Consider the following 13,401-nt stretch of genomic DNA (forward strand, 5'->3'; position numbering starts at 1 on the left):
ATAAATAATATATGAATAAAAATCGCTTCCTTTATAATTATTGGCTAAAATACTATATACATCTAAACAAGTGAACCATTTTTCAGATACAACTTTATGAACTGCACTTTCAGAGCGTTGTCTATAACCATACAATTTACTAGTATTGAACGATACTTTATGGCACCTAGATGCGTATTGCATATTAAAAAGTAAGTCTTCCGTGACATAAATTGTTTCGCAAAAATGAAGTTTATATTTATCAATAATGCTCTTTCTAAACATTTTAGAACAAATTGTACCATCAGTTTTAGTGAAAAATAATACACCTATGTTATCTGTAATAATTTCGTAGTCGTTACTTGTATATGATTTCTTAGAATCAATATCATTTTCATAAAAGCAAAAATATGAAAGCATGGATAAATCAATGTTATAATTTTCATATGGTTTTAACATCATTTCAATATATTTTTCGAATACAATGTCATCCGCATCAATGAATATGATGTATTCACCACGACTTTCCTTTAAACCTCTATTTCGAGTGTATGATACGCCATGATTATCATGATAAAAAAAACGAATACGATTGTCTCTTTTTTCCCAGTTGATACATAATGATTTTGACTGATCAGTTGAGCCATCATCAATAAGTAATATTTCAAAATTGGAATATGTTTGTCTTAAGATAGATTTAATACAATTATGCAAATATTCTTCCATGTTATAAACAGGAATTATTACACTAACTAATGGTTTAAGATTCTTCATACAATATTTTTAGCTTTCTATAATATTTATTTTCGTTATTAAATTCAGAAAAACTTTTTTCTACCTCTTTTTCAAACAAATGATATTTTTTATCATCAGTCAAAAGCTCATTTAAATGTTTTGCAAAAGATTCATTTTTATTATCTAAATATCCTGTTTTGCCTATATTAATCAAATCACATAACCCATCCGTTGGTGTACTAACAATTGGTTTGTTAAGAGCCATGGCTTCTAACGCAACCATAGGAGTCCCTTCTCTATCTGATGTAAGAACCAATATTTTAGAATGTTTTAAAATTGGTAACGGATTATTCATAAAACCTAAAAAAGATATGTTATCTTGTAAATTGTATTTTTTTGCTAAATCTTTAGTTTCTTCTTCAAGATTCCCTTGTCCAACAACTGCGACATGAACATCTGAATATAATTCAGTTAATATTTTAACTATGGACATTAACCTTTGTGGATTTTTAGGTTCGGCTAATCTGCCGATATAAATAACATCATAATTTGGACCATCATAATCTTTTTTTGCTTTAAATAATATATCTTCTTTATTTACAGTGTTATACATAATAACACTTTTTGAATTTAACTTTTTGTGATAGTAATAACCATTATAACAAGAATTTGAAACCCAGATAACTTTATTATATTTCCATGAAAAAACATAATATAACAGTGATTTAATTGATAATTTTCGACTTTGGAAATCACTGTTATGTATATGTGAAATGATTTTTATGCCTGTTTTTGCTGCCATAGCAGCTATTACACTTGCTCTCATATCATGAGCATGTATTATATTTGGTTTATATTCATTTATAACCCTTTTTACTTCTGCAACATTCAAATCATCTATCGGATAAAATTCAATATTTTTTTCTTCTAAAGAACTTCGTATTTGACCATCCCTACTACAATAAGCCATTGTTATAGCTTTATCATTTTCAAACATTTTTATAATTTGACAAACAACATTTTCAGCTCCAGAAAATCTTGAACTTTGTAATAAATGAAGTACTCTCATTTATTTACCTCCTCTCTAAAAATTATCATAATTTAAATCAAAAAAAAGTGATTGGAAGCCTAAAACTTTATGATTTATTTAAATTCTTTTGAATACACATCAAATATACAGTCTTCAACTTTTTCGATAGAAAAGTTCTTTAAATTTTCATAGCTTTTCTCAACTAATCGTTCTCTTAAGTCAGAAGATTGTACAAGTTTCTCTAATGCACAAACATATTCATTTTTGTTAGTGCAAAGAAATCCACTAACACCATTACAAATCAATTCAGTATTTCCACGTATTTTTGAAACTACACATGGTATTTTACTAGCCATAGCTTCCATTAAAGATCTTGCTAATCCTTCTTGTTTAGAAGTAAATAAGAAAGTATCTGCGGCTTTCAATAATTCTTTAATATCATTTCTATACCCTAAAAAATGAACTTGTTTTTCGATACCCAAACTACAGGTTAATTCTTTTAGATTTTCTTCTTCTGGACCTTCACCACATATAAAATAATGAATATCCGGATTGTTTAATTTTGCTACTACTTCAATAGCAATCCTATAATTTTTTCTATCAATAAGATCTCCCATTGAAATTAACGCAAAATCTGTATCTTTTAAATTCAATTCTTTTCTTTTAATCTCTCTTACTGTGTCTGGTACATCATATTGACTTAGATCCATGCCAACACCAGGAACGTAATATACATGCCCATCATCTCTTAATTTGAATGTTTTTGCTCTTTCAAAATCTTCATTATTGATAGTGATAATTGCATCAGTCTTCCTTGCAAGCCACTTTTCTATAGGATAATAAATCATCCAATTTTTCTTTGGTGCTCCTTCAAAAAAATGAAACCCATGAGCTTGATATAGTACTCTTTTAACGTGACACTTTTCTCCGGCCAATCTTCCAAGAAGACCTCCAACTGGAGTATTACAATGAATATAATCAATATTTTCTTTTTTTATAAAATCGACTAACTGCTTATATGCTTGAATATTCTTTGTAGAATATGGTGAACGATCCAAGTCCATATGAAATAATTTAACTCCATACTTCTTTTCATCTGCAGACATTTGCTCTTCTGTTGCAGCATCCCAATTAGAAGCATAATAAAATTCAAAACCACATCTTTTTGCAGCTGCAATACTTGCTACTGCAAACGAACCTACACTATTACTAATGTTTGATATAAATAATAATTTTTTCAATTCTTACACCCTCTAATTCGTATATATGTTTTCTCTTTTTAATACAGTGGATATTGTTTTAAAGAAAATTCTAATGTCAAGTATCAGAGATACATTATGTGCATACCATGCATCATAAAGACGTTTTTCACGTACACCTAGATTATTTCTATAATAAGCCTGTGTATATCCAGTAATTCCAGGTCTAATTAATAACTTGTCCTTCTCATCTTCAGAATATGTATCTTTTGATTCAACATCACCTGGACGAGGACCGATAATACTCATATCACCTTTTAAAATATTGAAAATCTGAGGAATCTCATCAATACTAGTTTCTCTAAGAAAATGTCCTACTTTAGTTACTCTTGGATCTTTATCTGAGTTGAAAGTACTGCCGTCATCATTACGTAAATCAGGTGCATTTACTTTCATAGATCTAAACTTCAACATTCCAAATTCCTTAAAACCTACTCCTAAACGAGCCGAATGATAAAATACTGGACCCTTATCTTCAATTTTAATTGCTATTGCAACAGGAATTAAAATGATTAATACAAATGGTAGAGCTATTAAACAAGCCACAATATCAAATAGTCTTTTAAAGCCTAACTGATATACACCTTTATATCCATTTTTAGTTTTTGATTCCTGATATAATTCTTCTGGAGTTATATTTTTCATTCTTTAATCCTCAAATAATACTTCTTTAAAGTAATCAAGTACTTTTTCTGCTTTTCTTACTGCTTCATTTCGTGTATTAGCTCTAGCTACAATATATCCACATCCATCTAAATTAGTATGGTATTAATTAACCTTCATACCTTCTTCTAGATGATGATATATTTCTACATCAAACTTCTTTTCTACTTCTTTCATATCTGGAAGTTTTTTTACAATACCATCTTCAAAAGCAAGTAATCTAGTGGCTACAGCACAATGATCTTTAACACTCAAATCTACTGTATCACCTACTGCATTCTGAATCATTGCAGCCATATAATCTATCCCCTTACCATACGGAATAATACAAGGACCAATCATATTTCCACCCATTCTAGCTCCAATATCAATAATATAGACTTTACCATCCTCAGTAATAAGCATATCCATATTAACTGAACCAAAGTTAACACCTAGTGCTTTAATCGCTTTCTTCACACAATTTACAGCTTTATCTTCAACGTCTTTTGTTAAATCAGTTGGAATAGAATGTCCTAATTCTGCATAATAAGGTGGATTAGTCATCCATTTTTGCATAATGCCTAAAACATGGACTTCACCATTTATAACTAATGTTTCTGCACCATATTCTTTACCCACAATAAATGTTTCAATCTCAGCTCTATCTGTAATAGATCCACCCATTGCACATTGACAAGCTTCTTTTAAATCTTCAGCTTTATCTACTCTACTCGCTCCTCTGCTTCCTGAACCATCACATGGCTTAACCATTACAGGATAAACAATCTTATTCGCAAGTTCTTCGATGTTAGAATCTCTATGAACTTCATAAGCTTGTTCTGTGTCATCTACATGACTTTCAAATAAACATTTTCTGACTTGATATTTGTTTTTAATGAGTTGTGCAACTTCATACTTTAAACCAGGTAATCCCAATTCTCTTGCAACATAAGCTGCAGTAAGAACACCATAGTCAGTTGCTGCAGTTAATACACCATCAATTTTGTTTTCTCTTGCATATTCTAAACAAGCTTTTTCATCTACTATGTTTATTACACCATGATAATCTGCATGTTTAAATCCAACAGCATTTGGATCAGCATCAACTGTATGCACTTCGTACCCCATTTGTTTAGCTTTTACTATTACAAAATCTTGAAGAAAACCAGCACCTATAATTAATACTTTCTTCATTACACTACCTTCTTCACATTAATATATACTCTCTAACCACTTTTTTATAATTCTCAATCACTTATCCAACATCCTCATTACTTAATTTAGTATGCAGTGGCAATGTGATTAAATTCTGATAATATGTATATGCATTAGGGAAACTCTTAATAACCCAAACCATAACTTCATAAACACTTATCATAGGTAAAGATTTATAGCGTACATTTATATTTACACCACGTTCAGCAAGTTTAATAACGATTTCTCTTTTATGTTCATAACTTATAAACATCTTCTTTATCTTTACCAAGAACATCTTTCTGAGCACTTCTAATACAATTCTAAACTTTGTTGCTATATCCCCAAAAAACGAGAGATTCTTAATAAACTCCTTGCTATAATCAATTTAACTTGGTAGTACTCCTATATATATGTTTTATCTATAACACTAGCACCATCAAGTAATTCAGATTCTTGATATCTAATACCTATGTTTACTTAAATAATTTACAAAGTTTTAAGAAACATACTTACTTCATCATTCTTCATATAATCAGGTAAAGTTTCCCATTTCTTCAACATTACATATATTCCTTTACAACTTCTTTAAAGTTTTCAATCACATACTCTACATCTTCATCACTTAACTTAGTATGTAAAGGTAAAGTAATAAGATTTTCACAATATGTATATGCATTAGGGAAATCTTTTATATCCCACCCCAAAGTTTTATATGCAGTCATCATAGGTAATGGTTTATAGTGTACATTTGTATTCACACCACGTTCTGCTAATTTAATAATGATTTCTCTTCTCTGTTCATCACTAATACCAGGTATTCTAGTTAAGTATAAATGTTTAGAAGACTCAAAGTCTTTACCCCAATGATTCAAGTGTTTAACACCTAACTCATCACACATTTTATCATACTTACTTACGATTTCTCTTCTTCTTGCAAGCATTCCAGGATATCTATCTAACTGACGTAATCCAATAGCTGCCATAATATCAGTCATATTACACTTATACCAAGGACCAATAATATCATATTCCCAAGCACCTAACTGTGTCTTAGCTAATGCATCTTTATTCTGTCCATGTAAGCTATATAACTGGAATAACTTATATACTTCTTCGTTATCTATACCAGGAATATCTTTCCAAGTACTTGCTCCACCTTCTGCAGTTGTAAAGTTCTTTACTGCATGGAATGAAAAACTACTAAAATCAGCCCATTCACCAGCCATCTTACCTTTTCTTACTGCACCTAGTGCATGAGCACAATCCGCAAATACCATAACTCTATTAAGGGTTTTCTGTATTCTAGATCCTAAAGTGTTATCATCTCTAGGGGTAAATAGGTTCTTCTTACTTTCAATAGCCTGATATAACTTATCATAATCACAAATTATGCCACCAAGATCTACAGCTACGACAGCCTTAGTCTTCTCAGTAATCGCCTCTGCAACCTTATCATAATCCATTTCACAGTTATCTTTCTGACTATCTACAAATACAACTTTTGCACCACAATGAATTGCTGCTGAAGCTGAAGCAGTATAAGTATAAGCAGGTACAATCACTTCATCTCCTGGTCCAATACCACATACTCTAAGATTTAATTCTTCTGCTGCTGTCGCAGAATTTAAACATACCACTTTAGATGTATGACAGTATTCAGCAAGTCTTCTTTCTAATTCTTTAGTTCTTGGTCCTGTAGTAATCCATCCAGAACGAAGTGCTTCTGACACTTCTTCTATTTCTAATTCAGAAATATCAGGTGGACTAAAAGGAACCTTTCTCTTATTCATTTCCATCTTTCTCCCTCCTCTATGAATAAATACATGGGGTGGCACTTATCACTAAGTGCCACACACATGTGTTATGCTGGATGATATGTTGATACAATCTTCTGTACTCTTTCTTTCATATCATCTTCATTTCTATATGCTGCAGCAAGTAATCCATCTAACTCATCTAAGAACTCATTGATATCAAATGGAATAGGACAACCAATGTGAATTAAATCGTTCTTAGTCTTCTTAAGACCTTCTTCAGACATAAGCTTTTCTTCATAAAGCTTTTCACCTGGTCTAAGTCCTGTAAACTCTAACTTAATATCTACATCAGGAGTATAACCTGATAATCTAATTAAGTTGCGTGCTAAAGTAGTAATCTTAACTGGTTCACCCATGTCTAATACGAAGATTTCTCCTCCATGAGCATATGTACCAGCAAGTAATACTAAACTTACTGCTTCTGGAATAGTCATAAAGTAACGGATAATATCAGGATGTGTCACTGTAACTGGTCCACCTGCTTCAATCTGTCTCTTAAAGATTGGAATAACTGAACCATTACTTCCTAATACGTTACCAAAACGTACAGCTACAAACTCAGTCTGTGTAGTCTTTAATGCTTCTTTGATTTCAGTTTTTTCAATTATATCCTTCTCATGAGTAAATAACTGAGGGATTTCATAAGCCTTACCTTCGTTGATCTTAGCTGCAAAAGCCTGAATAATCATCTCACATAAACGTTTAGAAGCACCCATGATGTTTGTAGGGTTAACTGCTTTATCTGTACTAATCAATACAAACTTCTCACAACCATGTACCATAGCTGCATAAGCAGTCTTATAAGTACCCATTGCATTATTCTTAATAGATTCACATGGGCTATCTTCCATTAATGGTACATGCTTATGTGCTGCTGCATGATATACAATCTGAGGTCTATACTTCTTAAAGAGATCAAACATCTTTCTACTATCTCTTACTGAACCAATAAGAGTCACTAGATCTAAGTCTGGATACTTCTTTCTTAACTCTAACTGAATATCATAGGCATTATTTTCATATACATCAAACAGAATTAACTGTTTAGGATTATGTGATGCAATCTGTCTTGCAAGTTCTGAACCAATAGAACCAACACCAGTAATAAGAACAACCTTATCTCTTACATAAGCAAACACTTCATCCATATTAGGCTTATTAGGATCACGACCTAATAAGTCTTCAATCTGTACTTTCTTCATCTTACTTACTGATACCTGACCAGTATATAACTGATACATACCTGGTAGATTCATAAGTTCACAAGATGTTTCATTACATACTCTAAGAATATCTCTCTTATCTTGAGGATTAGCACTTGGTATAGCAACATAAATCTTCTCAATGTTGAATTTATCCACTGCCTCTAGGATATGATCTCTACTACCAAATACAGGGACATCATCGATGTATCTTTCCCACTTATTAGGGTTATCATCGATAAAGCATGCAACAGTTTCATTTGTTTCTTTCGCATGTTTAATATCTCTAAATAACATCTGACCAGCAGAACCAGCCCCAATAATCATAACATTCTTCTTCTGTACTTCATCGTTTGTTCTACCACGTAGTAGTAATACAAAACGATAGAAGAAACGAATCCCCAATGTCGCAATAAACTGTACTGTAATACCAATCACATAATAAGAGATCGGCATATGTAAGTGGAATGCAAGTAGTGAACCAGTGTAAATGACACCAGTCACTAAAGTTGCAAGAATCACTCTTAATAATTCTGAATAACTTGCGAAACGCCAGATACTCTTATATAAACGTAAGAACCAGAATACAACTAAACAGAACAAAGCATATATAATAATAGTCTTTGTATAAGTTGTTAAGTATTGTGGTTCTACACTTGTTACTTTACAGTCAAATCTTAACCATAAAGCAATGCCGAAGGATAATATAACTGCCGCAAAGTCATAGACCATCAACAATAATCGAACAACCTGCCAATGTTCGATCTTTCTTTTTGAACCTTTATTCATTTATTTTTTCCCTTCTTTTTATATCTTACTTACTTCTCCCATAACCATAGCCATATCCATAGCCATAACCATAACCGTAACTAGCTGATTCTGAACTATAGAATGTCTTCTTATAACTATTTAATACCACACCTACAATCTGAGGTAATGTATCATGTAGTTCATCTACAGAATCTAGAATATCTCCTGCTTCTGCATAATCCTGCTTAACTACTACAACTGCACTATCAGCGTGCTTTGCCACTAATAATGCATCTTCCATCATATATAAAGGTGTAACATCTAAAATCACAAAATCATATACTTCTCTTAATTCTTCAATTAAACTTTCTAATCTTCGTTTAGATAACTCAGTTGATCCATCAACTGAAATATCACTACCAAATACAACATCAATATCATCCATAGAAACAATACACTGTTCTAATTTAACATCTTTATCATTAATATAATCTAATGATGTTCTATGAATATTCGCATATCTCATTGTCTTCTCAACTGATGGATTTCTCATATCTAGATCTACTAGACATACCTTATAACCCTTCTGTCCTAATGTAATGGCTGTATTAATAGCCACCATTGTTTTCCCTTCATTAGGTACAGTACTAGTTACCATATAAACTGAATTTTTATTTTTTCTATGATCCTGTTCCATCTTAATTCTAATATTATGGAAAGAATGCTTAAAATCAGCTTTAATACCAGAACCATTTAATAATAAACCTGGATTATTTTTATTAAGTTTTTCTACTGATGGGACTTTCGCAATATAATCCATACCTAGAATTTCTCTCACATCATTCTTATCTAGGATAGTTCTTCTAAATACAGCAACGACAATTAATAATAATACACTTGCACCAAGTCCAATTAATCCACCCTTTAATCCTGCAAGTAAATAACTAGGTGTAGCATCTGCCTTCTTAGGCATTGTAGGATTATCTAATAATGTAATACTTACATCCTGCATAGCATTCTTAGTTAAAGTATCACAGTTATTCGCAATAGCAGTTGCTACATTGTAAGCATCTTCTGCACTAGTTCCAGTCACCTTCAATACAACAAGATTTGTATTTTCAATCTGTGTTGCTGAAATCTTTGCTGGAATCTTATTAACCTTTAATACATCCTTTACAATATTCTTCATTTCTTTACTAGTAAGAATAGAGTTGAATGTATCTACAAGTGTTGCTTTAGTACCACTTGCCTGAGTCGCATCATAATAGTATGTATCTGTTAAATCAGTAGAAGGTACAAATACTGCTTCACTTGTATAAGTTGTATTAAAGAAAAGGATTTCTTTCATCTCTAATGCAACAACACCAATAAGTACTAATAATAGTACTGTCTTCCACATTCTCTTAAATGCACGGAGGAAATTCTCAAAACACTTGACTAAATCAATCGTCATTTCATCTTGATTATGTGAATCCATTATTTATCCCCCCTTACTCTATATTTGTTGTAACCATAACGGCTATTATAACTGCTAGTTACCTGATGACCTTCACCTACAACATTCTTAAATACAACACCTAATACGTTATCCTTAACATAAGTTAAACGTTTCACTGTTTCATTAATTACATCACTTGTAGCATAATCCTGTCTTACTACAAATAGAGTCGCATCTACAAGTTCATTCATAGTCATAGGTTCATTTAATAAGTATGCAGGAGAAGTATCTACAATCACAAAATCATATTCTTCTCTTAATTCCTTTATGATTGCCTCTAACTTCTTGCTGTTAGTTAAGATTTCAGATTTTAATCCATCCTGCTTACATGGTAACAAGTCTAAACCACTACGATCACTCACTACCTGACTTCTCCAGCTAGAAGTACCTTCAATCGCCTTATTTAAGCTCTTAGAGCCATCTAATTCAAAGATTTTAAATACAGCTGGCTTATTAAAGTCTGCGTCCACAAGAACTGTTTTATGCCCATTCTTGGATAAAGATAAAGCAAGGTTCGCTGCTACAGAAGACTTACCTTCATTCTCATAAGCACTAGTAATCATAAATGACTTATAACCATGCTTATCACTACTTGCTTCTACCTTACTTCTAAGCTTATTCATAGATTCTCTAAAGAAGAAACTTGTCTTTAATGAAGTAATAAGAATCGCTTTCTTATTTCTTGCATCTTCTCTCTTTTTCACTTCAAATGGTAACTTTGCATATAATCTTGTATCTAGCTTACTATCTACTTCTTCTTCACTCTTAATAGTATCTCTCAAGAAGAAATATAAACCAAGTAAACAACATAATACAAAACCACTGCCTACTCCACCAATCAAGAAGTTCTTAATATGACTATTCTTATTCACTGGTTTAGTAGAGAACTTACTTTCCTTTAATACAGTAATATTGTATGGGAAACTATAACGTTCTGTATTTTCCTTATACCAGTCATTTAATAACTTAATAGAGAAATAAGCCTCTCTTTTAGTATCTGCAGTCACTTTAATCATAACAACATTTGCCTGTTTTAAAGTCACTTCTGCCTTATAAGTTGTCTTACTTATAGGCATCTTCTTCTTTACATAAGATTTCGCATTATTACTATTCATGAGATAATCTAATGTATTCACATAACTCTGTACTTTATCAATACTCTTAAAAGTATCTCCACCACTACTTAATGTTGCAGTCATGCTTGTACCATATTGTGGTACATAAGTGACTGTCTTCATAAAATCAAATACACTTCCAAAAATCACCATGACCGCAACAATCAAGATCCATCTTTGTAGTATATCTTTAATAATACATTTTACTATAGTAAGGAGATTTTCATTTGTCACATTGTTTTCCATAATATCCTCCCTACTCTTCTACAATGACTACGAGTTTTGTTAGACCATAGTCATCATTGCTTGTCTTTACTCTATAAATGAATTCATAAGTACCAGGTGTATTCTTATCATAGTCTGTATTGATATCTACCTGATTCTTTAAGCTTGAATAGTCCATATCATCCATAGTAATAGAATCGATATGTCTCTTCGCATTCACTTCAGTACCAACCTTCACTCTCATTAAATAAGTATCTAGGTTAATGTCCACTGTCTGTTTTCTAGAAGTCTGATATGCCTTTAATGTAAGTGATGATTCAGTACCAGTACTATCAGTTACTGCAAATGTAACATAGTGGTTCTTATCCTGTTCATATTCTCTTACTACTTTAACCTGAGAACTTAAATCACCATCAACACAACTATAAGCACTCATATAGTCTGCAAACTGTGCTTTAGAGTTAACCTTAGAATAAACTAATGCTTTATTGAGATATAACTGTGGTGCACTATAGTTTGTATACTGTATTTTTCTTTTTACTTTAGTGTAGTTATCATCTTTATCAAATACACCTAAATTAACAACTCGTACATCACCTTCACCAAAAGTACTCATGCCCTGAACGAATACTTTCTTAGTAATGTTGCCATCTTCCTTATCAGTTGCTTTTACGCCTTCTAAAATAGCCTGATTTGTAGCTGTCTGATCCATTCCAGTATCTAATACCAAAGTACCTTTAGGCACTTTAATAACTGGTGAAGAACCAGTCTGTGGCTTATGTGTATCATATAGCAGGAATCCACCATATAATGCCACGATCACCAGGAATATAATTCCGTTTCTGACCTTGTTGTTCATACCTTTCCCCCATTTAATAACATTTTTCCATTCTCTTTAAAAATCCTTTGTGCATAATCACTACCAAAGCGTGTTTTCACTTGAACATAAGATTCATACATTCTAGGATGCCTGCTTCTTAAGTTATGTGCATCACTACCGACAAAATGTATGAGTTTATTTTCTAATAGGTTATTTACTGTCTCTTTTACTAATGATCCATAGTCTCCTAATATTGAACCCTTATTCATCTGTAAGTAACCACCCCTATTGACTATTTCTACTGCAATATCAGGATTAATCAGAATTGCTTCAAAACGTTCAGGATGTGCGACTACAGGAATATAACCCTTGTCCAAAACATCTTCTACTGCTTCAAGAATCACTTCTTCTTCTACATCAAAATAAAACTCCATTAAAAGATACTTTGTATCATTTAATGTTGTAATATCTTCAAAATGTCTTTCAAAAGACTCATGTGACCTGTATAAGAACTCACAACCTAAATACATCTTAATAGGGATACCGACATCCTCTACTATATCTTTAAATTGACCAAAGAGTTCTTTAATTTTATAGTTTGGATTCTCAAAACCATATGCATAGGCAAGGTGTGGCGTTAAGATAATCTCTTTTGTACCATCTCTATACGCCTCATCCAACATCTCTAGACTCATATCTACACTACGAGATCCATCATCTACAAGAGGAAGGATATGACTATGTATGTCAATCATAAGTTCACCCCTTTTAATATGCCATGTCACAATATATCACAAATTTTTCTAAATGTGTAGAAGAATTCAGTATAATTGCATGAAAGAAGTATATATTTCATTATTTTTGTATTTTTAACTTTTAAAGCTAATTTTTATGCTATTGGTGCATAAAAAAGGAATATATCGAAAGCCTTTTCAATATATTCCTATAATTCTTTACTTATTTTTCTTTAATGTAGAAAGGATTAAGCATCCTACTACTGAACCAATAATGATTGATACCAAGTACATTGACCAGTTGCTTACTGTTGCGCTGACTACTCCCACAGGCAAGCCTGTGGGGTTCTGATTGCCAAGTGTAGCTTGTAATCGTACATCATTTTCAGACTTTG

The 13,401-nt window shown here is 31.9% G+C and carries 12 protein-coding genes; all 12 read right to left on the minus strand.

The window, feature by feature from the left end:
* Positions 1-753, minus strand: a 753-nt coding sequence (locus tag QZQ55_RS08470; RefSeq protein ID WP_295092299.1) for a glycosyltransferase family 2 protein, incomplete at its 3' end; no start/stop codon positions are given.
* The gene (locus QZQ55_RS08475) at positions 740-1,783 is read right to left on the minus strand and encodes a glycosyltransferase (protein ID WP_295092301.1); all 1,044 of its coding nucleotides are present in this window, start codon (positions 1,781-1,783) and stop codon (positions 740-742) included. The genes QZQ55_RS08470 and QZQ55_RS08475, both read right to left, overlap by 14 nt.
* 74 nt (positions 1,784-1,857) lie before the next feature.
* Complete coding sequence (locus tag QZQ55_RS08480) at positions 1,858-2,985, minus strand: glycosyltransferase family 4 protein (RefSeq protein ID WP_295092304.1); 1,128 nt, start codon at positions 2,983-2,985, stop codon at positions 1,858-1,860.
* A gap of 12 nt (positions 2,986-2,997) precedes the next feature.
* Positions 2,998-3,648, minus strand: a complete 651-nt coding sequence (locus tag QZQ55_RS08485; RefSeq protein ID WP_295092307.1) for a sugar transferase — start codon at positions 3,646-3,648, stop codon at positions 2,998-3,000.
* 123 nt (positions 3,649-3,771) lie between these two features.
* Entirely contained in the window at positions 3,772-4,842 is a 1,071-nt protein-coding gene (locus tag QZQ55_RS08490) for an acetyl-CoA carboxylase biotin carboxylase subunit family protein (protein ID WP_295092309.1), read from the minus strand.
* A 61-nt stretch (positions 4,843-4,903) separates the two neighbouring features.
* A complete protein-coding gene (locus QZQ55_RS08495) occupies positions 4,904-5,140 on the minus strand; it encodes a DegT/DnrJ/EryC1/StrS family aminotransferase (RefSeq protein ID WP_295092312.1) in 237 nt (78 codons plus the stop codon).
* Positions 5,141-5,405: 265 nt separating this feature from the next.
* Positions 5,406-6,641 carry a DegT/DnrJ/EryC1/StrS aminotransferase family protein gene (locus QZQ55_RS08500; RefSeq protein WP_295092315.1) on the minus strand — a complete coding sequence of 412 codons (1,236 nt, stop codon included), beginning with the start codon at positions 6,639-6,641 and terminating at the stop codon, positions 5,406-5,408.
* A gap of 65 nt (positions 6,642-6,706) precedes the next feature.
* Positions 6,707-8,653: a nucleoside-diphosphate sugar epimerase/dehydratase gene (locus tag QZQ55_RS08505; protein ID WP_295092318.1), complete on the minus strand. Its 1,947-nt coding sequence runs from the start codon at positions 8,651-8,653 to the stop codon at positions 6,707-6,709.
* Positions 8,654-8,678: 25 nt separating this feature from the next.
* Positions 8,679-10,091, minus strand: a complete 1,413-nt coding sequence (locus tag QZQ55_RS08510) for a polysaccharide biosynthesis tyrosine autokinase (RefSeq protein ID WP_295092320.1) — start codon at positions 10,089-10,091, stop codon at positions 8,679-8,681.
* Positions 10,091-11,473 carry a polysaccharide biosynthesis tyrosine autokinase gene (locus QZQ55_RS08515; RefSeq protein WP_295092323.1) on the minus strand — a complete coding sequence of 461 codons (1,383 nt, stop codon included), beginning with the start codon at positions 11,471-11,473 and terminating at the stop codon, positions 10,091-10,093. Before QZQ55_RS08515 ends, QZQ55_RS08510 begins: the two co-directional genes overlap by 1 nt.
* Positions 11,474-11,483: 10 nt before the next feature.
* Positions 11,484-12,311, minus strand: a complete 828-nt coding sequence (locus tag QZQ55_RS08520; protein ID WP_295092326.1) for a hypothetical protein — start codon at positions 12,309-12,311, stop codon at positions 11,484-11,486.
* Complete coding sequence (locus QZQ55_RS08525; protein WP_295092329.1) at positions 12,308-13,027, minus strand: CpsB/CapC family capsule biosynthesis tyrosine phosphatase; 720 nt, start codon at positions 13,025-13,027, stop codon at positions 12,308-12,310. The genes QZQ55_RS08520 and QZQ55_RS08525 overlap by 4 nt, the downstream gene beginning before the upstream one ends.
* Between the last annotated feature and the right edge of the window lie 374 nt (positions 13,028-13,401).

This window comes from uncultured Catenibacterium sp., assembly GCF_900540665.1.
GTDB lineage: Bacteria > Bacillota_I > Bacilli_A > Erysipelotrichales > Coprobacillaceae > Catenibacterium.